We start from the raw sequence: 20714 nt of genomic DNA, 5'->3' as shown, positions 1-20714 counted from the left end.
TCCCGGATGAACGCGCCGGCCCACGGCGATCTCGCGGCGGCGCTCGCGGCGGCGCGCCCCCAGGGCGCCGCCCTGGAGCACGCCTCGCCCTGGCCGAGCGTCGAGGTGCGCGGCCGCCTCGCCATCGCGCGGCAGGAGTGGCTGCACACGAACGGCGCGGGCGCCTACGCGAGCTCGACGCTCTCCTGCATGCACACCCGCCGCTACCACGGCCTGCTCGTCGCCGCCCTCGACCCCCCGCGGCGCCGGCACGTGATGCTCTCGCACGTCGACGCCAGCATCCGCACGATCGTGCAGGGCACGTCGGCCGAGCAGCGGCGGGGCTGGCCGCGGTGGGACCTCGCCAAGCACCAGTTCCCGGGCATCGACCCGGAGGTGGGCCCCTTCTATCTCGAGCGCTTCGATCAGGACCCGCTCCCGCGCTGGACGTATGTCGTCCCGAGCGGCGAGCTCGAGGTGACGCTCGGGCTCGTGCGCGGCGAGAACGCGGCGGTGCTTCGCTACATCTGGCGCGGGGCGGATCCGGTGCTGCTCACGCTGCGCCCGCTGCTCGCCGCCCGCCACATGCACCAGCTCCTGCGCGAAAATGGCGGCATCTCCCAGAAGGTCGAGCTGCGCGCCGGCGCGGCGCGCGGCGAGCCCGGCGCGGGGCGGGAGCGCCTGCCGGTCGGCGAGGTCCGGGTGCAGCCGAACCGGCTCTTGCCGCGGATCTGCTTCCGCTACCAGGGCACGTTCGTCGGCTCGCAGGACTGGTGGCGCCGCTTCGAGTACCTCTGCGAGCACGACCGGGGCCTCGACTTCCGCGAGGATCTCTGGACGCCGGGCCACTTCGAGGCCGTGATCGGCGCCGAGCCCGTGCACCTGCTCGTGGCCGTCGGCGCGCTGCCCGACGAGGATCCGGAGGCCCTGCTCGCGGCGGCGAGCGCCGCGCTCCGCGCGGAGGACCCGGGGCCCCAGCGGCCGCTCCTGGAGCGGCGGCTCCACATCGCGGCGGAGGCGTTCCGCGCCGACGCCGCCGCGCGGCCCGGCGTCGTCGCGGGCTACCCCTGGTTCGAGGTGTGGGGCCGCGATGCGCTCATCGCCCTGCCGGGCCTCTACCTCGCGCCCCGGAAGACCGAGGAGGCGGTGCGCGTCCTCCGCGCGCTGATCGACGCCATGCAGGACGGGCTCGTGCCGAACCGGCTCCCCGACGGGGGCGAGCCCGCCGACTACCACGCCGCGGACGCGACGCTGTGGCTGTTCGAGGTGGCCCGGCTGCTCGCCGACGCGCTCGGCGACGTGCACCCGTTCATCACGGGCGAGCTCCTCTCCGCGCTCCGCGACGCCTTCGAGGCCGCCCTGCGCGGCACGAGGGGCGGGATCCACGTCACCGAAGACGGCCTCTTCGCCGCGGGGCGCGCCGGCGAGGGCGCGATCGACGGGCTCACGTGGATGGACGCGCGCGTCGGGGGCCGGGCGGTCACGCCGCGCGCCGGTTGCCCGGTCGAGCTCACGGCGCTGTGGGCCAAGGGCTCGGAGACGCTCGCGCGCCTCGCGCGGGCCGCCGGCGACGAGCGGCTCGCGGAGCGCGCGGAGGCGGCCGCGAGCGTGGCGCGCCGGGGCTTCGCCGCCCGCTTCTGGTGCGAGGAGACCGATTACCCCTACGACGTGATCTCCGAGCACCCGGACGGGGAGGGGGCGTTCCGCGACGCCTCGATCCGCCCGAACGCGGTGATCGCGCTCGCGGTGGATCCCGCCTGCTTCACGCAGGAGCAGGCCGCGGCGCTGCTCGAGCGGGCCCGCCGGGAGCTCGTGACCCCCGCCGGTCTGCGCACGCTGTCGCCCGCCGATCCGGCCTACGCGCCGCGGTACGAGGGCGGCCCCGAGGCGCGCGACAGCGCGTACCACCAGGGCACGGTCTGGCCGTTCTTGCTCGGCTTCTACGTGCGCGCGGCCCGCCGCCACGCCGCGCTCGGCGAGCACGCCCTCTCGTGGCTCCACCGGCTCGTGGCCTCCGCGGCCATGAACGAGATCACGCTCGGCCACGTGCCCGAGCTCGCCTTCGGGGAGCCGCCGCATCACCCCGGCGGCTGCTTCGCCCAGGCCGTCAGCGTGGCGGAGCTCCTGCGCGCGCTCGCCTGGGATCTGCCGTCCCAGGAGCCGGGCGGGGCGGCCGGCGCGCCGCTGCGCTGAGCCGCCGAGGGCCCCGCGCGCCGCTGCGCTGAGCCACCGAGGGCCCCGCGCCGCTGCGCTGAGCCGCCGAGGGCCCCGCGCCGCTGCGCTGAGCCGCCGAGGGCCCCGCGAGGGAGGGCTGCCCCCTCGCGCGGGGCGCCTCAGTCGGCGCGCGTGAGCGGCAGCTCCTCGCGGATCGCCCTGCCGCGCTGGGCCGTGAAGCGCAGGAGCTTGCCCGGATCCTCGGCCTCCATGGCGAACGACTCGATCGGCTCGAACAGCGCCTCGAGCTTCCGCGGGCCGCACGTCGGCAGGAAGCGGCGGAGCACGCGCGGATCGTAGAACCGGAAATACTGCTGCTTGCCCGTCCCGCTCTCGACCAGCAGGAACCGGTGGAGGTGCTTGCGCACGTCGCCGAAGGGGCGATGGCTCGTCAGGAAGACGCCCCAGCTGTCGCCCCAGCCGCCGTCGACCAGCGCGTCGAGGAGGCTGGACCCGCGCGGCAGGTGCACGAGCGTAGGACCGACGTCCGCGAGGATCTCGCCCTGGAAGCCGGTGTAGAGCGAGGCGGTGTGCTCGTCGGCCGCGCCGAGCAGCAGCCGGATGCGGGGGTCGCGGGCGGCGTCGACCACCGCGTAGAGCGGCGCGCGCTCCTGCCGGAGCCGCTCCCGCGCCGACGCGGCGAACGGCGCGCCCCGCGCGATGGCCGCGATCCGCCGCGAGCGGCGCGAGGGCGGGGCGGGCTCGGTCGGCGCGCAGCGGGGGTTCGCCGCCGCGCCGCAGGGGCTCGGCTCGCCGCGCACCACGGTGAACAGGGTCCCTCCGGCGCGGATCTCGTCGCCCTCCCGGAGCGACACCTCGCGGGCGCGCTCGCGGTTCACCTGCGTCCCGCTGCGGCTGCCGAGATCGCGGAGCAGGTAGCTGCCATCGAGCTGCTCCACCGAGAAATGCAGGGCGGAGAGCTCCACGTCGCCGGCGATCGACAGGTCCGACTCCGGCGCGCGGCCGACGAGCAGCGGGCGATCGCCGGGGATGTGGGCCGTCTGGCCAGCGAGCGGGCCCGAGGTGACGCGGAGGAGGAAACCTGCTTCCCGGTCTTCGCTCATGGTCGTCTCCATCGCTCCAGGCGCCGATGAGGCCGCGAGCAAGCGTAGAACACCGGTCGGCGTGAATCCACACGAAGGCGGGGGCCGTCAGCCGTGGCGGTCGCGCAGGGGCTCGAGCCGGATCCAGCGCGCGACGAACGCCCGGTCCTCGGGGGCGAGCACGCCCGTGAGCCACGCCGTCGCGAGGTAGAGCCCCGCGTAGAGCGGGGCGCCGAGCGTGAGGCAGAGCGCGGGGCGCCGATCGACGGCGCCCGAGGCGAGGAGCAGGACGAGCGGCGCCGCGGCGACGACGGCGGTCGCCGCGACGCGCCCGTAGTGGCGCCACGGGAACACGCCGCGCAGGCCGACGCCGGACAGGTGGGCGATGCGCGTCACGGTCAGGCCCATCGCGAAGAGCTGCGTCAGGACGGCCGCGAGCGGCGCGCCGACCATGCCGATCGTGGGCAGGAGGACCAGGTTCGCCGCGGTGTTGACCCCCATGGCCACGACCTGGATCCGGAGGATGGCGGACGGCTGCCCGAGCGCCATCAGCATGATGCCGTACGCCGTCACGCGCAGCGGCAGGAGCGCGGAGTAGATGCGGAACGGGACGGCCGCGCCGGCGTACGCGTCGCCGTAGATCGTGCGCATGAGCGGCTCGGCGAACAGGAGCACGAACGCCGCGATCGGGAGCATGATCAGCGTCGTCTTGCGGATGCCCGAGTGCCAGAGCTCGATCGCCGCCGCCGCGCCCTCCCCGCGCGTCCGCCCCTCCTCGACGCGGGCGACGAGGTCGGGGAGCATCGTCGACGCGACGGAGTACGCGAGCACGCTGACGAGCGGCAGCTCCTGCGAGCCGACGGCGAACTCCGCGTACAGCCCCGCGCTGAAGAAGAGGCCGATGACGAACTTGTCGAGCTTCTGGTTGAAGAGGCCGGCGAAGCGGGTCCCCGAGAGCGGGAGCGCGTAGGCGAGCTGCGCGCGGACGCCGCCCGGGAAGGGGGCGGCGGCGACGTCCTGGAACAGCCGCGCGTAGAGGCGGTACGAGAGCCCGAGCCGGAGCGCCTGCGCCGCGCACTGAGCGGCCACGATCCAGACGATCGAGCACCCGAGCGCGGCGGGGACGATGGCCCCCGCGGCGTTGGTGGCGGTGACGAGCAGCGCGACGCCCGCCGACTTGCGGTGGTTGTTCGTGGCGATGAAGAGCGGGCCGAAGAGGCTCGCCGGGAAGGCGAACAGGCTCATCAGGGCGATGAGCAGGAGGGGCGTCGTGATGCCGTCGCGGCCGTCGAGGAAGACGCTGGGGACCAGGGCGAAGGCGCAGAAGGCGAGCGCGGCGAGGGCCCCGAGGCCGAGCAGGAGGAGCAGGCTCTGCCGCACCAGCCCCTTGAGCTCGGGCCGCGTCACCTTGGGCGTGAAGTAGAGGAGCGACTCCGGGAGGTAGAGCAGCGCGAGATCGCGCCCGGTCATGAACAGCATCGTCACGAACGCGAGCACGCCGTACTCCGCCTTGCCGAGCAGCCGCACCACGACGACGCCCTGCACGAGGATGATGAGCGTGTTGACGACCTGCCCGCCGACGATCATGCCGATCCGGTCGGCGAGCGACGCGCCCTGCGCCTCGTCGGAGCGCGGCGCCTCCTCCTCGGCCTCCGCCGCCCGCGCGGGCGCGCTCGGGAGGACCGGGGTGGGCTGCTCGCTCCGCATGGCGGCTCGGTAGCACATGCGGGGGCAGGCGCGGCCGCCGCGGCGAGCGCGCGAGGCCCGGCTCGGCCGTGATATAGGCGCGGCGATGAGGCGCGCGCTCCTCGTGAGCTACTACTTCCCTCCGCGGTTCAGCGTCGGCGGTAAGCGCGCGTACCGCTTCGCGAAATTTCTGCCGGAGCACGGCTGGGCCGTGACGGTGCTCACGGCGAGGCCGCCGCCCGGCGAGCGGCTGGATCCGTCGTTCGCGGCGGGCTCGCCGCCCGCGTGCGACGTGCGCCGCGACTACCTCTCGGAGGCCGAGCTCGCGCGCATGCCGCGCCGCGCGCTCGGCTCGGACGGCACCGTGGAGGCGCCGACCGAGGCCGCGCGGCCGGTCGCGCGCCTGAGGGGCCTCGCGCGCGTCGCCGCCGAGATCCGCTACGTCCCGGTGATCGGCCCCGACGCGGGCCGCGTCCCGGCCCTCGCGGCCCGCGTCGCGCGCCTCGCGCGCGAGGTCGGCGCCGAGGTGATCTTCGCGAGCGGGGCGCCGTGGGAGGCCGTGCTCGCGGGCGTGCTGGCCGGCAGGGCGATCGGCCGGCCGGTCGTCGCCGACTTCCGCGATCCGTGGTCGTTCGGCCCGGTGATGGCGACGCGGCCCGCGTGGGTCCGCGCCGCGGCGGCGCTCGTCGAGCGGGCCGCGGTGGGCGCCGCCGCCGCGTTCACGGTGACGTCCGAGATGACCCGCGACGCCTACGTCGCGCGGGGCGTCGGCCGCCGCGTCGAGTGCGTCCGGACCGGCTTCGATCCGGACGCGGCGGTCGCGCCGCGGCGCGACGGGGCGGTGACGCTCGTGCACTTCGGCAACTGCTACGGCGAGCGCACGCTCGCGCCGTTCGTCCGCGCGCTCGCGGCCGTCGCGCGCCGCAGGTCGCTCGGCCCGGGCGCGATCCGGCTGCTCAACCTGGGGCGCGTCGCGAAGGGCGACCTCCGCCTCGCCGAGGAGCTCGGGGTGTCGCCGCTCCTGGAGCACCGCGCGGTCCTGCCGTACGCCGAGGGGCTCGGCCTCGTCGCGGGCGCCGACCTCGCGCTCCTCACCGGCTTCGGCGACGAGCCGCACCTCCTGCCCGGCAAGCTCTACGACTACCTGCTCGCGCGCGCGCCCGTCCTCGCGGCCTCGCCGTCCCCCGAGGTCGCGCGCATCCTCGAGGCGACGCGCCTCGGCTGGACGCACGCGGCCGGCGACGCCGCGGGGATCGAGCGCCGCATCGAGGACGCCGTCGACGCGCGCGCGGCCGGGCGGCCGCTCGTCGAGCCGGACCACGCGGCGCTCGCCGGCCTGAGCGCGCGCGCCACGGCCGGCGCGCTCGCGCGCCTCTTCGAGGACGTCACGGCGCGCGGCGGGGGGTGACGCCGCGCGCGGGCGGCGCCCCGTCGACCTCCTTGCCTGCGCGGCGGCCCCCGTGGCATGCAGGCCCGCGATGCCGGAACAACCTCTCCAGGATCGAGCGGGGCTCCCCGAGGGCGAGCGCGTCCTTCAGGAGGCGTGGCGCGCGAGGTACGCGCCGGAGGTGAAGGAGCTCATCGTGCGGCGGGAGGTCCCGTCGCCGAAGCTCACGCTGATCGTCATCTCCTACAAGGCGAAGGACTACCTCATCGAGTGCCTCCAGCACGTGCGCGGGCAGACGGCGGCGCTCAGCGTGCCGTTCGAGGTCCTGCTCGCGGACAGCGGCGGCATCGAGCACCTCAGGCCGCGCTCCGCCCCGCTCGTCGACGTCGAGCTCCGCCTGACCGACGGCATCCCCCTGAACGCCGCGCGCAACGCGGCCATCGCCTGGGCGCGGGGCGAGTACGTCGCCTTCATCGACGACGACGGCCTGATCGCGCCGACGTTCGTCGAGGTCGTCTGCCGCGTCTTCGAGGATCCCCGCATCGCCGCGATGCGCGGCCGGATCATCCCCAAGGAGCACCCTTACTTCTGCACGCTCGCGGGGCACTACGACCGCGGCGACGAGATGATCGACGACGTCCTCTCGACCGAGGGGCACATGGCGATCCGGCGCGGCGTCTACCTGGAGACCGGGGGCTTCCCGGATCGGTTCTACGGCGCGGAGGGGATCTATCTAGCCTACCAGATCGCGAAGACGTTCCCCGGCAAGCGGGTCGTCTACGCGCCCGAGCTCCTGATGCGGCACGACTACTTCGACAGCTGGGAGAACTTCATCTGGAAGACGCGCAAGTACCAGGGCATCCGGCGCGAGGTGGGCGACATGGCGCCGGATCCCGAGTTCCTGCGTTACCTCGACGCCTACCTCTCGCGGCGGAAGCCGCAGCGCCCGCGGACGCTGGAGCAGACGGTGGCGCTCGGCCTGCTCAAGGTGGTGCGCTGGGGGGTCGTGCGCATGCCGGCGTGGGCGGTGGGACAGCCTTGACGGCCGAGGTCGGCGCGCCGCGCGCGGGGGGGGTCCGATGACCGAGGACAGCGGCTTCGAGCGGGATCTCGAGGCGATCAAGCGGCACTACACCGAGCGCTTCCTGCCCGCGAACCCCTGGGCGAGCCTGCTCAACGCCCACCCGTACCTCGTCGCGCGGCAGCGGCAGCGCCGCCTGCGCGAGGCGCTCGTCGCGTGCGGCGTGCGCACGCCCGAGGCGCTGCGCGAGATGTCGGTGCTCGACGTGGGCTGCGGGTCGGGCTCCAACCTCTCGTGGCTGGTCGAGCTCGGCGCCGATCCGTCGCGCCTCACCGGCATCGATCTCATCCCGGAGCGCACCGAGCTCGCGCGCTCGCGCTTCGCCGGCATCCGCTTCCTCGCGGGCGACTTCCTCAAGGCCGACGTCGGCGGCCCGTTCGACATGGTGATGATGTTCGCCGTCCTGTCGTCGGTGACGAACGCGGAGCTCAAGCGAGGCCTCATGGACAAGGCGCTCGGCCTGCTCCGGCCGGGCGGCATCTTCTTCTTCTACGATCTCGTCTCGCGGCGGCGCGTCCCTGGCACCGCCGCGTACCAGCGCCTGACGTTCGCGGAGCTCGAGGGGTACTTCGCCCCCCGCCGCCTGCACGTCTTCCGCAGGGACATCCTCCGCCGCGACGTCGCGGAGCAGCTCGTGCAGCGCTTCGGGGTGACCGTGGCCGAACTCGTCCAGGCCACCCGGCTGCTCAACATCGACGGCGCCTTCGCTTACGCCCGCGGCTAGCTCCGCCCGGCAGGGTGCCGGAGGCGCGGAGTTCGCGCCGGGAGGTCGGGGTGGGGCAAAATTCCCCGCCGGGGAGAAACGGTCCGGTGGGGATCCCGGGGCGCGGGCCGCCCGGGATGTCAAGCGGCCGGCGCCGGGATGGCACAGGACGTGCGGAGAATCGGGCGTCCACGCGCGAAGCGCGTGGTGAAAAGCCGCCATCGCCGGTGAGCGCGACGCGCACAGCGTGGCGGCCCGCCGCAGGAGATGACTCCCCATGTCCCAGCCCGCCCTCCCCTCATCGACCGCAGTCGCCTGGCACCACCTGCCTGCCGGCGACGCGCTCTCCAGGATCGGGAGCGCCGAGACGGGCCTCACCGACGACGAGGCCGCCCGACGACTCGAGGAGGTCGGGCCCAACGTGATCCAGCGCGCGAAGGGCGACAGCGCGCTCAAGCTGCTCTTCCGCCAGATCAACGACCCGCTCATCTACGTGCTGCTCGCGGCGGCGGCCATCGCGATCGCCATGGGCGAGGCGATCGACGGCGCGGTCGTGCTGGCGGTCGTGGTGCTCAACACGGCGATCGGCTTCGTGCAGGAGTTCCGCGCGAGCAAGGCGATCGAGGCGCTCGTCGGCATGGTGCCCCAGACGGCCACGGCCCTGCGCGGCGGTCAGCGGCGCGTGATCCCCGCGGCCGAGGTGGTCCCCGGCGACGTGGTGGTGCTCGAGGCCGGCGACAAGATCCCGGCCGACGCGCGGCTGCTCTCGGTGAAGAACCTCCGCGCGGACGAGTCGGCGCTCACCGGGGAGTCGGTGCCCTCCGACAAGCAGGTCGGGGTGGTCCCCGAGGACGCCGCCATCGGCGACCGCAAGAACCTCGCCTTCGGCGGGACGCTCGTGACGAGCGGCACGGGCACGGCGGTGGTCGTCGCCACGGGCGGCGCGACCGAGCTCGGTCGCATCTCGTCGATGCTCCGCGAGGCGACCGAGATCGAGACGCCGCTCACGCGATCGATGGCCAGGGTGGGCCGCGTGCTGACCGTCGCGATCGTCGCGGTCGCGCTGCTCATCGTGGGCGTCGCGCTGCTCCGGGGCTACCCGCCGGTGGACGCGATGCTCGCGGGCATCTCGCTCGCGGTCGCGGCGATCCCGGAGGGGCTGCCCGCGATCATCACGATCTCGCTCGCGATCGGCGTGCAGCGGATGGCGCGGCGCCGCGCGGTGATCCGGAAGCTGCCCGCGGTCGAGACGCTGGGCAGCACGGCCGTCATCTGCTCCGACAAGACCGGCACGCTGACGCGGAACGAGATGACGGTCCGCGCCCTGTGGACGCCCTCCTCCGGGGCGCCCGGGGGCGAGGGCGGCGAGGCGTTCGAGGTCGCCGGCGTCGGCTACGCGCCCGAGGGCGAGCTCCGCCGGGGCGGCGCGCCGGCCCCCGACGTGCCCGAGGCGGTGCGCGCGCTGCTCCGCGCGGGGCTGCTCTGCAATGACGCGTGCATGACATGCAAGGGCGGCGCCCACGGCATCGAGGGCGACCCCACCGAGGGCGCGCTCGTCGTGGCGGCGCAGAAGCTCGGCGTCGACGCCGAGGCGACGCGCCGCGAGCACCCGCGGCTCGACGCCGTCCCCTTCTCGTCGGAGCGGCAGCTCATGGCGACGCTGAACCAGGCGCCCGGCGGGGAGCGGGTGATCTTCATGAAGGGAGCGCCCGAGGCGGTGCTCGGCAGCACCGCGCTCGACGAGGCGGGGCGGGCGCAGGTGATGGCGCAGGTGGAGCGGATGGCGGCGCAAGGGATGCGGGTGCTCGCCGTGGCGGCGCGGCCGCTCGATCGGAGCGCGACCGCGCTCGACGAGGCGGACCTCGCGGGGGGCTTCGAGCTGCTCGGCCTCGAGGGGATGATCGATCCGCCGCGGCCGGAGGCGATCGACGCCATCAAGGCGTGCCACGACGCCGGGATCACGGTGAAGATGATCACGGGCGATCACCTGACGACGGCGCGCGCGATCGGCGAGCAGCTCGGGCTCGTGGGCGAGGGCGCGCGGGCGATGAACGGCACCGAGCTGTCGCGGCTGTCGGACGACGAGCTGCGGGCGGCCGTGGCGTCGACGCACGTGTTCGCGCGCGTCGCGCCGGAGCACAAGCTCCGCCTGGTGAAGGCGCTGCAGGCCGGCGGGGAGGTCGTCGCCATGACGGGCGACGGCGTGAACGACGCGCCGGCGCTGAAGCAGGCGAACATCGGCGTGGCCATGGGGATCACGGGGACGGCGGTGTCGAAGGAGGCCGCCGACGTCGTGCTGACGGACGACAACTTCGCGAGCATCCGGGCGGCGGTCGAGGAGGGGCGCCGCGTCTACGACAACCTGGTGAAGGCGCTCGCGTTCGTGCTGCCGACGAACCTGGGCGAGGCGCTGATCCTGCTCGTGGCGGTGATGACCTTCCCGATCCTCGGGGGCACGCCGATGATGCCGATCACGGCGGTGCAGATCCTCTGGGTCAACCTGGTGGCGACGGTCGCGCTCTCCTTGCCGCTCGCGTTCGAGGCGATGGAGAAGGACGTGATGAGCCGCCCGCCGCGGGAGCCGGGCGCGCCGATCCTGAGCCGGTTCGTCCTCGTGCGCACGGTGATCGTCGCGGTGCTCATGACCGCGGGGGCGATCGGGCTCTTCCTGTACGAGTACTTCTCCGAGGTGCGCGGCGGCGTCGTGTCGGACGTCGCCTACCGCGAGGCGCAGACGGCGGCGGTCACGACGGTCGTGCTGTTCCAGATCTTCTACGTGCTCAACTGCCGCTCGCTGCGCGACTCCATGCTGAAGATCGGGCTCTTCACGAACCCGTGGGTATACGTCGGGATCGGCGCGCTCCTCGCGTTGCAGCTGTGCTTCGTCTACGCGCCCTTCATGCACACGCTGTTCGGCTCGGCGCCGCTCCCGCTCGACGCGTGGATCACCTCGACGCTGGTGGCGATGTCGATCCTGCCGGTGATGACCGTCGAGCGGTGGTGGCGCAACCGCCGCGAGCGGCGCGCGGCGGAGGGCGCACGCCGGGCGGCGGCGTCCGAGGCGGGCGCGATGATGCACCGCGGCGGCGCCACGCCGAGCCATCCGTGACGGCGGGACCATGCGAGAGGGAGCGCGCGTCGGCCGCAGGGCTGCTGTCGGCTACGGGGCGGCGGCGCGGTCGCGCCGCGCGCCGCGCGCGGGTTATCGACGAGGCAGGCCCGGGTGGACCGCGGAGCTCGCTCCCTGCCGTCAACGTGGACGTGCAACGTGGAAGTGCATCACGACCGTCCACGTCCACATTGGGTCAGCGCCCATCGGGCAGCCGGGAGCCCTCTGGGAACCGGGAACGGCTCGGGGGAGGCAGCCGGGAGCCCTCGGGGAACCGGGAACGGTTCGGGGGAGGCAACTGGGAGGTCGTGTCCCAACCAGGGCAGACGATATTTCAAACTTGAGCACGCGGCGCCCGAGGGAGGCGCGCAGGTCGCCGCCCTCCGGGCCCCTGAAAGGCGGCACCGCCCTGGATCAGGGCTGGGTTCCGGACCCTTGACCCTGCGTGGTGCCGCTTCCGGTCGCGCCGCTTCCGGGACTCGGGCTCTGGCTATCGGCTCCGGCGCCGTGGGCGCCGCTCTTCTTGTTCTGCTGACTCCCCGGCTGCGTGCCCGTGGTGGGGGGAGGCTGGGAGCTGTTCGTCTCGCCACGGAAGCCACCCGGAGTCCCCGCGCCCGGCGTGGTGCCCGCGCCCGGCGTGGTGCCCGCGCCTGTCCCCATGTCCGAGCCCGTCCCCATGCCCGAGCTGGTCTCCGTTCCAGGGACCATGTCGTGGGTACCGGATCCCATGCCGCCCGTCGCGGGCTGACCCATGTCGCTGCCGGTCCCCTGCATTCCGCTGGCGCCGCTCGTCCCCGAGCTCGAGCCCGGGAGGGCCCCGCTGCTCGTGCCTGTGCCCGAGCCCCACGGGCTCTGGGTTCCCTCCGTGGTGCCCTGATAGCCGGAGCCGGTGGCGTCATCCGCGCTGCGCGCAGGCTGCGGGTCCCTGGAGCATCCAAGTCCAGCGAGACCAACCAGGGCCGAGAGCGCGACAGAGTGAACGAGGTATCTCATGATCGTCCTCCACGCTGCGCCCGGGGCGGGCGCAGCGTTCAAGTGAGCTCCGGTTTCGCCGGAGCTCTTCGTGACAACGTCAGCTCCTCGATGAGCGCCGCCGGCCATTGCACGGCCCAGACCAATCATGGAATTCCGCCAACACCATCGGGGATATTCCCCGCGGCGCCGGCGCGCTCCCGTGCTGTCAGCCTCGTGTGGGGGCGCTTTGCCACAGATGTGGCGCGGTTGCTGCCGACCCCGCCGGAGAGCGCGGCCATGGCGCGCGGCAGCGGTGTCGTGCTCGGCGCAGCGGCGCTCGTCGGCCACGGCGGCCATCGCTCCGTTGCGCCTCGCGGGCTCAGCGGCAGTGCGCGGGCCTCGCGCGGCGCCGGACGTTCTCCAGCGCGGACGATCCGGTCTGCTCCTCCACGCTGAGCGACGTGATCCGCGGATCCGACGAGGTGTCCACGCGCACCGCCATCGAGAGCGCGCCGCGCTGGCAGCGGAGGCCGAAGCGCGCCGACGTCGCGCTCTCCACCATGGCCGAGCCGTCGAGCGCGCACGCGCCCATCCGCTCGCCGATGTCCCGCAGCTCCTGTCGCAGCGCCCCGAGGTGCGCTTCCGAGAACCAGCCGGGCCGGAGCCTGCGATCGAGGACGTCCGTCCGGGCGCGCCCGATGACGGCGGCGACCGCCTGGGCCGCACGGCGCACGGACGGCGACGGCGGGACGACCCGCGCGACCATCGCGCCGGTCGCCTCGAGCTTCCCCAGCACTTCCTTGTTGAGCGACTCGAGATCGGCGCCGGCCACGTTGGCGAGCGCGACCACGCCGACGCCGCGCCGCGGGAGGAGCACCACCGACGCGGAGAAGCCGTCGATGAGGCCGTTGTGGAAGACCACGTGGCCGAGGTCGCAGTCCTCGCGCACCTGCCAGCCGAGCCCCGGGCCGTCGGCGCCACCGCTCGCCGGGAACGCCGAGCCGTTGCGCGCCATCATGTGCGACTCGCGCACCGTGCTCCGCCGCAGGACCCCCGCGTCGGGCGCGTCGCGCGCGGGCCAGGCGGCGAGCTGGAACCCGATGAAGCGACCCATGTCCGCGAGGCTCGCGTAGAGCCCCGCCGCCGCCTCCGAGGCCCCGAGCCGCCACGGCTCGATCGGCGTCACCGCGTCGCCCGCGCGCACGTGCGGCGACGCGAGCCAGCCCGCCGGCACCTGCGCGGCGTCCCAGGCGGCGTCGCGCATCCCGAGCGGCGCGAGCAGCGCCTCGCTCACGTAGCGCCGGTACGGGACGCCGGCGGCGCGCCCGACCAGGAGCCCGAGCAGCGAGTAGCCGAGGTTCGAGTACGACGTCTCGGTGCCCGGCGCGCTCTCGAGCCCGAAGCCGTCGAGCGTGGACAGGATCTCGCGCTCGGTGACGTCGCGCGCCGTCGACGCCGGAGAGAACACACCGAGCCGCGGCAGCCCTGCGCTGTGCGTGAGCAGATCGCGCACCGTCATCGGTCGCGAGTCGCGCGTCGGATAGACCACGCCGGCGAGCGCGGGCAGGTAGCGCGCGGCCGGCGCGTCGATCGCCAGCCGCCCCTCGTCGCGGAGCCGCAGGACCGCCGCCGCCGTCAGCGGCTTCGTGATGGATCCGATCCGGAAGCGCGTGTGCTCGTCGACCTCGCCGCCGAGCGCGATGTCCCGCACGCCGACGACCTCGCGGATCGCGAGCTCGTCGTCGATGACGACGCCCAGGGCGAGCGCGGGCAGCCGCTCCTGCTGCGCGGTCCGCCGCGCCAGGGCCCCCACATCCGCCGCCGCGGCGCGGAGCCTCTGCCCGCGATCGGGGTCGGGGAAGCTCGGCGTCGGCGCCGGCTCGCTGGCGAAGCGCTGCACGAGCGGGGCCGGCGCCGACGCCTTCGCCGCGACCCGCGGCGCGAGCTCGGTCGCCGCGCACCCGCTCACGAGCGAGAGCGACGCGACGACGGCCGTCGTGAAGAGCACGGCGAGGGGGTCTTCAATCATCGCTCGATCGGAGCGATGAGTATTGGGGGTCAGGCGCGCCCGTACCAATGAAATGAGCCGGAGCCGGCGCACCTCGAGAGGCGCGCAAAGGACGTTCCACGTAGCCTGCGCGACAGGGGGACACGCGGGGCGGCGCCTCGCGCGCCGGCGCACGTCCCCGCGTCGGCGGATGGCCAGCGCGCCCCGCGCCGGGGCGCGGCTCGCGCTCCCCGTGTGGCGCGCGCCCCACAACGCGCTGGTACCCCGTCGCGGGCCGCGGCATGCTCCTCGGTCGACATGATCTACCTCGTCGCCGCGACGCGCCCGAATTTCATGAAGCTCGCCCCCATCTGCCGCGCCCTCGAGGCGCGCGGCCTCCCGATGCGGCTCCTTCACACGGGTCAGCACTTCGATCCCACGATGAGCGACGTGTTCTTCCGGGACCTCGGGCTGCCCACCCCCGATCACATGCTGAAGGCGGGCGGCGGCTCGCACGCCGAGCAGACGGCGGCGGTCCTCGTCGGCGCCGAGGCGGACCTCATCGCGCACCGGCCCAGGGTGGTCGTCGTGGTCGGGGACGTGACGAGCACGCTCGCCGGCGCGCTCGCGGCGGCGAAGCTCGGCATCCCGGTCGTCCACGTCGAGGCCGGGCTGCGCTCGCGCGACTGGACCATGCCCGAGGAGATCAACCGCGTCCTCACCGACCAGCTCTCCGATCTGCTGCTCACGCCCTCTCACGACGCGCACCCCAACCTGCTCGCCGAGGGCGTCCCCCCCGAGCGCATCCGGTTCGTCGGCAACGTGATGATCGACTCGGTCCACTACGCCCTCAAGCGGCAGACCGACGCGCTCGCGCGCTTCGGCCTCGAGCCGAAGAAGTACGCGATCGCCACGCTCCACCGCCCGGCGAACGTGGACAGCGCCGAGCGGCTCTCCGAGACGCTCGACGCGCTCGCCGCCATCGCGCAGCGCCTGCCCACGGTGTTCCCCGTGCACCCGCGCACGGTCGCGCGCGCCGAGGCGTTCGGGCTGTCGGGGCGGCTCCGGGACACGAGCGGGCTCCGGATCATGGATCCGCTCGGGTACGACGATTTCGTGACCGTGATGGGCAACGCGCTGCTCGTCGCGACCGACTCCGGCGGCATCCAGGAAGAGACGACCGCGCTCGGGATCCCGTGCCTCACGATGCGCCAAGGCACCGAGCGGCCCATCACCGTGACGCAGGGGACCAACACCGTCGTGGGGCTCGACGCCGCGCTCATCGCGCGCGAGGTCGACGCCATCCTCGCGGGCCGCGGCAAGCGGGGCACGGTGCCCGAGGGGTGGGACGGCAAGACCGGCGAGCGCATCGCGGACGCGCTGGAGGCGTTCCTCGCGGGCGATCCGCCGCCGAAGACGGCCGGGCCGCGCGCCTGAGCCGGGCGGTCAGCCGGGCCGTCGCGCCGCCGCGCGGGCCGACGCGGCGTCGTCCACGGCGAGCGCTTCCTCGGCCGCGGCGGCGAGCGCCGCGAACGAGGCCGCGGCGAGGGCGTCCTCCACCGCGTCGAACGCGGACGCGCACATGCTGAGCCGGGTGACCCCGAGGCCGGCCAGGAGCGGCGCGACCTGCGGATCGCCCGCGGCCTCGCCGCACACCGAGACCGGCCGAGCCGCGGCGTGCCCCGCCTCGACCACGGCGCGCACGAGCCGGAGCACCGCAGGGTGCGCCGGGTCCGCGAGCGCGTGCAGCCGCGGGTGGCCGCGCTCGGCCGCGAGCGTGTACTGCGTCAGATCGTTCGTCCCGACGCTGAAGAAGTCGGCCCGCCGCGCCAGGCGCTCGGCCATCAGCGCCGCCGCCGGCACCTCGACCATGATGCCCGCGGGCACGGGCCAGAGGTGCGGCCTCCCGGCGGCGTCGAGCGCCTCGTGCGCGCGCTCGAGCGCGGCGCGCGCCGCGGTCACCTCGGCGGCCGTGGAGACCATGGGGACCATCACGCGGACGTCGTGGCCGCGCGCCGCGACCAGGATCGCGCGGAGCTGCGCCTCGAGCAGGGCCGGCCGCTCGAGCGACAGGCGCACGCCGCGCACGCCCAGGCTGGGGTTCGCCTCGGCCTCGAGATCGAGGTAGGCGAGCGCCTTGTCGCCGCCGGCGTCGAGCGTGCGGACCACGATCGGCGCGCCGGCGAAGACCGCGAAGATCTGCGCGAGCAGGTCGGCCTGCTCGTCCTCGCCGGGCGCCTCCCTGCGGTCGAGGAACAGCATCTCGGTGCGCAGGAGCCCGATGCCCAGGGCGCCGGCCTCCCGCGCGGCGCGGGCGTCGGAGAGCCCGGCCACGTTCGCCCAGAGCTCGATCTCGCGGCCGCACGCGAGGCGCACGCGGCCGGCGCGGGCGCGCGGCCGCCCCCGCGCCGCGCGGGAGGCCGCCTGCCGCCGCGCGAGCTCCTCCGCGGTCCGGGGGTCGGGATCGAGCCAGATCTCGCCGGTCGCGCCGTCGAGGGCCGCCTGCGCGCCGCCCGCCTCCGGCACCAGCGCCGCGGCCCCGGCGACCGCGGGGATGCCGGCGCCGCGCAGCAGGATCGCGGCGTGCGACGTGGGGCCGCCGCGGCGGTCGATGACGCCGAGCACCCGCGACGCGTCGAGCCGCGCGGCCTCCGACGGCGTGAGGTCGTCGGCCACGACGATGGCCGGCGGCCCCTCCGGCAGCGCGGCCGCGGCGCCGCCGAGCAGGGCGCGCAGCACGGCGTCGCCCACGTCGCGGACGTCCGCCTCGCGCGCCCGCAGGTAGGGGTCGTCGAGCTGCTGGTAGATCGACACCGCGGCCTCGATCGCCTGGCCGAACGCCCAGGCGGCGGTGCAGCGGTCCCGCTCGATGCGCTCCACCGCCGCGCCCACGAGGGCCGGATCGGCGAGCAGCGCCTGGTGGGCCTCCAGGATGTCGCTGCCGCGCAGCGCGCTGCCGAGGTCCTGCGCCGCCTGCGCGAGCGCGCGCCGCAGCCGCTCGACCTCGGCCGGAGGGTCGTCGATCGCGGCCTCGGGGATCGGCGGGAGCGAGCGCGTCAGCCGGACCAGCGGGCCGAGCGCGATGCCCGGCGCGACGGGGATGGCGCGGCCCGACACGGCGCGCGCCGCCGGGGGGCCCTCCGCCGCCTCGCGGCCCGGGAGGGCCGCGAGGGCCGCGAGGGCCGCAACCGCGTCGGCGGCCTCGCGCCCGGTCGCGCGCAGGCGCAGCACGTCGCCGCGGCGCGCGCCGAGCGACGAGAGCGCGATCAGGCTCGAGGCCGGCACCGGGCCGAGGCCGGAGGTCAGGTTCTCGACGGTGATCGCCGCGTCGAACGACGCCGCGCGCGCGACGAGCTGCGCCGCCGGGCGGGCGTGCAGGCCGCTCGGATCGGCGAGCGTGACGTCCGCCGAGGCGAATGGAGCGGCCGCGGCGAACGGAGCGGCCGGCGCGGCGGGCGGAGCGGGCGGAGCGGCCGGCGTCGCTGCGAGCGGCGCGGCCGGCGTCGCCGCGAGCGGCGCGGCCGGCGCGGCGAACGCAGCGACCGGCGCTCCGGCGAGCGGAGCAGCCGGCGCGGGCGCGTCCGCCGCGCCGGCAGGGGGCGCGGCCTCGCCGAGCTGCGCCGCCTTGGCGGCGAGCGCCCGCCGCGCCTCGGCGGCGACCTGATCGAGCGCGCCCCCCGACGCCGCCCGCACGGCTGCGGCGACGGTGCCCTCCACGAGCGGCCCGCCGGTGAGGCGCGTGCGCGCGGCGAGCGACGGATCGACCAGCTCGAGCGCCGTCTCGGCGCTCAGGATCGCGCTGCCGAGGTCCATGAGCACGACCGCGCCGGCCGGCCCGCACACGCGCTCGATCGCCGCGGCGATGGCGACCGCGTCGGTGCCGAGCTCGGCGCCCCCCTCGCCGGCGCCCGCCGCGCAGGCGATGGCGACCGCATCGCCGGTCATCTGGCGAGCCAGGGCGACGGTGGCCTCGGCGAGCGCGCGGCTGTGCGAGACCAGGACGAGCCCGACGCGGCTCGCCGCGGCGCTCATGCGTCGGCCGTCGCGGCCAGGCTCCGCAGCAAGAGCCAGCAGGACGTGGCGCCGGGGTCCTGGTGCCCGGCGCTGCGCTCCCCGAGGTAGCTCGCCCGGCCCTTGCGGGCGACGAGCGGCACGGTCGCCTCGGCCCCGGCCCGCGCCGCCTCCGCGGCACGGGCGAGCGCCTCGGCGAGCGACACGCGTCCGTCTGCCCCCGAGGGCGGCGGCGCCTGCCCGGCCGCCGCGGGCGGCTCGTGGAGGGCGGCCTTGAGCGCGTCGACCGCGGGGCCGAGCGCGTCGACCATCGTCTTGTCGCCGGGCGACGCCTTGCCGCGGCGCTTCACGCCGTCGAGGCCCGCCTCGAGGCAGCTCGCCAGGGCCGCGAGGTCGAGCTCGCCGGCGCCGGCCGCGCGGAGGCCGGCCTCGCGGAACAGCGTGCCGTAGAGCGGCCCGCTCGCCCCGCCGACGGTCGACAGCAGGATCATCCCCACCTCCTTGAGGAGCGCGCCCACGTCGCCGCGGTCGAGGCCGCCGAGCCGGGCGCGCACCGCCGTGAAGCCGCGCGCCATGTTGATCCCGTGGTCGCTGTCGCCGATCGCCGCGTCGAGCTCCGTCAGGTACATCTTCTCGCGCTCCAGCACGTCGGCCGCCCGCTCGAGCCAGGCCGCGACGCGATCGCCGCTCAGTCCCTGCATGGCTCAGGCTCCCCAGCGCAGCGCCGCCGTGTGCACCGGCGCGTCCCAGTAGCGGAGCATCTCGTCGTCGAGCCGGAGGAGCGTCGCCGAGACGCCGGCCATCTCGAGCGACGTGACGTAGGGCCCGACGAGGCTGCGGGCGACCCGGAGGCCGTGCTCGCGCGCGATCGCGTGCGCCTTGCGGTAGACGACGTAGAGCTCGATGAGCGGCGTCCCGCCCATGCCGTTGATGAACAGGAGCACGTCGTCGCCCCGCCGGAACGGCAGGTCCTCGAGGAGGGGTCGCATCAGGATCTCGGCCACCCGGTCGGCGGGCTCGAGCCGCTCGCGTCGCCGGCCGGGCTCGCCGTGGATGCCGATGCCGACCTCCATCTCGTCCGGGCCGAGCTCGAACGACGGCTTGCCGGCGTGCGGCACGGTGCAGGCGGAGAGCGCGACGCCCATGCTGCGGCCCGCCGCGTTGACGCGCCGGCACAGCGCCGCGACCTCGTCGAGCGGCCGCCCCGCCTCGGCGGCCCCGCCGCAGATCTTCTCGGCGAGCACGGTCGTCCCGACCCCGCGCCGCCCCGCGGTGTAGAGGCTGTCCTCGACCGCCACATCGTCGTTCACGATCACGCCCTCGACGGCGATGCCCGCCTCGCGCGCGAGCTCGGCGGCCATTTCGAAGTTCATGACATCGCCGGTGTAGTTCTTGATGATGTGGAGCACGCCGGCCCCGGCGTCGACGGCCCGCGTCGCCTCGGCGATCGGATCGGGCGTCGGGCTCGTGAACACCGCGCCGGGGCAGGCGGCGTCGAGCATGCCGCGCCCGACGAAGCCGCCGTGCATCGGCTCGTGACCGCTGCCGCCGCCCGAGACGAGGGCGACCTTGCCTGTCCCCTTCGCCTCGGCGCGCGTGATGAAGAGGGGCGCGGCGTTCACCCGGATGAGATCGCCGTGGGCCAGCGCCATGCCCTCGAGCGCCTCCCTGACCAGATCCTCCGGCGCATTGATGAGCTTCTTCATCCTGCCCTCCGCTCGGCTGCGGCGCGAAGGATATCCCCATGCCGTCGCCGGCCGCGAGGGGGGATCTTTCCGCGGCGCTGTCCTACGCTGCGGGCGCCATGGATCGACTCGCTCCCATGCTCCGCCCCTCGGGCCGCCCGGCGGGCTTCCAGCGCTGGAGAGACCTCCTCTTCCTCCACTGGGAGACGCCGCTCGCGGCCCTGCGCGCCGTCGTCCCGCCCGAGCTCGATCTCGACACCTTCGAGGGCAGGGCTTACGTCGGCGTCGTCGCCTTCACCATGCGGGACGTCAGCCCCTGGTGGTCGCCCAGCGTGCCGGGGATCTCGAACTTTCACGAGCTCAACGTCCGCACCTACGTGCACCGGGGCGGTCGGGATCCGGGGGTGTGGTTCTTCAGCCTCGACGCGGCCAAGGCGCTCGCGGTCCTCGTGGCGCGGGCCGGCTGGCACCTGCCCTATCACCACGCCTCGATGGATCTCGAGACGCGGGGCGGCGAGGTCCATTATCGCAGCGAGCGGCGCTGGCCCGGCCCCGTGCCCGCGCGCTTCGCGGCGCGCTATCGGGTCGGCGCGCCCATCGGCGCCGCGGCGCCGGGGACGCTCGAGCATTTCCTGGCCGAGCGGTACCTGCTCTTCGCCGCGAGCGGGCGTGGGCTCAAGATCGGGCAGGTGCACCACGTGCCGTATCCGCTCCACCGGGCCGAGGTGCTCCACGTGGAGGAGAGCGTCGTGGCCGCGGCCGGCCTGCCCGCGCCCGACGGGGCGCCGCACGTGCTGTACAGCCCGGGGGTGGACGTGGATGTGTACGCGCTCCGGCCTGTCGCGCCGAGGGGGTGAGGCGAGGCGCGAGCGCGG

The 20714-nt window shown here is 75.2% G+C and carries 14 protein-coding genes; 8 read left to right on the top strand and 6 right to left on the bottom strand.

Annotated features, from left to right (window positions below; all coding sequences use genetic code 11):
- Positions 1–6 precede the first annotated feature (6 nt).
- Complete coding sequence (locus tag WMF31_RS25820; RefSeq protein WP_436604493.1) at positions 7–2172, top strand: amylo-alpha-1,6-glucosidase; 2166 nt, start codon at positions 7–9, stop codon at positions 2170–2172.
- Positions 2173–2312: 140 nt separating this feature from the next.
- Here WMF31_RS25820 and WMF31_RS25815 read toward each other — a convergent pair whose 3' ends face one another.
- Positions 2313–3257, bottom strand: coding sequence for a DUF4123 domain-containing protein (locus WMF31_RS25815; RefSeq protein WP_436604492.1), 945 nt, complete (start codon positions 3255–3257; stop codon positions 2313–2315).
- 87 nt (positions 3258–3344) lie between these two features.
- Positions 3345–4943 carry an oligosaccharide flippase family protein gene (locus WMF31_RS25810; RefSeq protein WP_436604491.1) on the bottom strand — a complete coding sequence of 533 codons (1599 nt, stop codon included), beginning with the start codon at positions 4941–4943 and terminating at the stop codon, positions 3345–3347.
- 85 nt (positions 4944–5028) lie between these two features.
- On the opposite strand from WMF31_RS25810, the gene WMF31_RS25805 reads away from it, so the two are divergent.
- The 5 genes from WMF31_RS25805 (at position 5029) to WMF31_RS25785 (ending at position 12079) form a co-directional block, all read left to right on the top strand.
- Positions 5029–6330, top strand: a complete 1302-nt coding sequence (locus WMF31_RS25805; RefSeq protein WP_436604490.1) for a glycosyltransferase — start codon at positions 5029–5031, stop codon at positions 6328–6330.
- 70 nt (positions 6331–6400) lie between these two features.
- Entirely contained in the window at positions 6401–7351 is a 951-nt protein-coding gene (locus WMF31_RS25800; protein WP_436604489.1) for a glycosyltransferase family 2 protein, read from the top strand.
- Between the two features lie 37 nt (positions 7352–7388).
- On the top strand, positions 7389–8114 hold the full coding sequence (locus WMF31_RS25795) for a class I SAM-dependent methyltransferase (protein ID WP_436604488.1): 726 nt from the start codon (positions 7389–7391) through the stop codon (positions 8112–8114).
- Positions 8115–8370: 256 nt separating this feature from the next.
- The gene (locus tag WMF31_RS25790) at positions 8371–11202 is read left to right on the top strand and encodes a cation-translocating P-type ATPase (RefSeq protein ID WP_436604487.1); all 2832 of its coding nucleotides are present in this window, start codon (positions 8371–8373) and stop codon (positions 11200–11202) included.
- Between the two features lie 751 nt (positions 11203–11953).
- On the top strand, positions 11954–12079 hold the full coding sequence (locus WMF31_RS25785; protein ID WP_436604486.1) for a hypothetical protein: 126 nt from the start codon (positions 11954–11956) through the stop codon (positions 12077–12079).
- A gap of 456 nt (positions 12080–12535) precedes the next feature.
- Here the strand turns inward: WMF31_RS25785 and WMF31_RS25780 are convergent, their stop codons facing one another.
- Positions 12536–14185, bottom strand: a complete 1650-nt coding sequence (locus WMF31_RS25780) for a serine hydrolase domain-containing protein (protein WP_436604485.1) — start codon at positions 14183–14185, stop codon at positions 12536–12538.
- Between the two features lie 276 nt (positions 14186–14461).
- Between WMF31_RS25780 and wecB the strand changes: the two genes are divergently transcribed.
- On the top strand, positions 14462–15580 hold the full coding sequence (wecB, locus tag WMF31_RS25775; RefSeq protein ID WP_436604484.1) for a non-hydrolyzing UDP-N-acetylglucosamine 2-epimerase: 1119 nt from the start codon (positions 14462–14464) through the stop codon (positions 15578–15580).
- 9 nt (positions 15581–15589) lie between these two features.
- On the opposite strand, the gene ptsP is transcribed toward wecB, so the two are convergent.
- The 3 genes from ptsP to dhaK are packed head-to-tail and all read right to left on the bottom strand — an operon-like array spanning position 15590 to position 19860.
- Entirely contained in the window at positions 15590–18175 is a 2586-nt protein-coding gene (gene ptsP / locus WMF31_RS25770; RefSeq protein ID WP_436604483.1) for a phosphoenolpyruvate--protein phosphotransferase, read from the bottom strand.
- Entirely contained in the window at positions 18172–18855 is a 684-nt protein-coding gene (dhaL, locus tag WMF31_RS25765; RefSeq protein WP_436604482.1) for a dihydroxyacetone kinase subunit DhaL, read from the bottom strand. The genes ptsP and dhaL overlap by 4 nt, the downstream gene beginning before the upstream one ends.
- A 3-nt stretch (positions 18856–18858) precedes the next feature.
- A complete protein-coding gene (gene dhaK / locus WMF31_RS25760) occupies positions 18859–19860 on the bottom strand; it encodes a dihydroxyacetone kinase subunit DhaK (protein ID WP_436604481.1) in 1002 nt (333 codons plus the stop codon).
- A gap of 98 nt (positions 19861–19958) precedes the next feature.
- Here dhaK and WMF31_RS25755 point away from each other — a divergent pair, with 98 nt between their 5' ends.
- Positions 19959–20696 (top strand): YqjF family protein, encoded by a 738-nt coding sequence (locus WMF31_RS25755; RefSeq protein WP_436604480.1) that lies wholly within the window; start codon positions 19959–19961, stop codon positions 20694–20696.
- The last annotated feature ends 18 nt before the right edge of the window (positions 20697–20714 follow it).

Origin of the sequence: Sorangium sp. So ce1036, from assembly GCF_051369805.1 — a bacterium.
Lineage (GTDB): Bacteria > Myxococcota_A > Polyangia > Polyangiales > Polyangiaceae > Sorangium > Sorangium cellulosum_F.
The sequence above is the reverse complement of the archived record's forward strand: the minus strand, read 5'-3'. Positions and strand labels throughout refer to the sequence as shown.

What these genes read in the sequence shown, in the direction of transcription:
- WMF31_RS25820 (WP_436604493.1), top strand. Translation starts at nt 7, where the DNA reads ATGAACGCGCCGGCCCACGGCGATCTCGCGGCGGCGCTCGCGGCGGCG.
- WMF31_RS25815 (WP_436604492.1), bottom strand. Translation starts at nt 3,257, where the DNA reads ATGAGCGAAGACCGGGAAGCAGGTTTCCTCCTCCGCGTCACCTCGGGC.
- WMF31_RS25810 (WP_436604491.1), bottom strand. Translation starts at nt 4,943, where the DNA reads ATGCGGAGCGAGCAGCCCACCCCGGTCCTCCCGAGCGCGCCCGCGCGG.
- WMF31_RS25805 (WP_436604490.1), top strand. Translation starts at nt 5,029, where the DNA reads ATGAGGCGCGCGCTCCTCGTGAGCTACTACTTCCCTCCGCGGTTCAGC.
- WMF31_RS25800 (WP_436604489.1), top strand. Translation starts at nt 6,401, where the DNA reads ATGCCGGAACAACCTCTCCAGGATCGAGCGGGGCTCCCCGAGGGCGAG.
- WMF31_RS25795 (WP_436604488.1), top strand. Translation starts at nt 7,389, where the DNA reads ATGACCGAGGACAGCGGCTTCGAGCGGGATCTCGAGGCGATCAAGCGG.
- WMF31_RS25790 (WP_436604487.1), top strand. Translation starts at nt 8,371, where the DNA reads ATGTCCCAGCCCGCCCTCCCCTCATCGACCGCAGTCGCCTGGCACCAC.
- WMF31_RS25785 (WP_436604486.1), top strand. Translation starts at nt 11,954, where the DNA reads ATGTCGCTGCCGGTCCCCTGCATTCCGCTGGCGCCGCTCGTCCCCGAG.
- WMF31_RS25780 (WP_436604485.1), bottom strand. Translation starts at nt 14,185, where the DNA reads ATGATTGAAGACCCCCTCGCCGTGCTCTTCACGACGGCCGTCGTCGCG.
- wecB (WP_436604484.1), top strand. Translation starts at nt 14,462, where the DNA reads ATGATCTACCTCGTCGCCGCGACGCGCCCGAATTTCATGAAGCTCGCC.
- ptsP (WP_436604483.1), bottom strand. Translation starts at nt 18,175, where the DNA reads ATGAGCGCCGCGGCGAGCCGCGTCGGGCTCGTCCTGGTCTCGCACAGC.
- dhaL (WP_436604482.1), bottom strand. Translation starts at nt 18,855, where the DNA reads ATGCAGGGACTGAGCGGCGATCGCGTCGCGGCCTGGCTCGAGCGGGCG.
- dhaK (WP_436604481.1), bottom strand. Translation starts at nt 19,860, where the DNA reads ATGAAGAAGCTCATCAATGCGCCGGAGGATCTGGTCAGGGAGGCGCTC.
- WMF31_RS25755 (WP_436604480.1), top strand. Translation starts at nt 19,959, where the DNA reads ATGGATCGACTCGCTCCCATGCTCCGCCCCTCGGGCCGCCCGGCGGGC.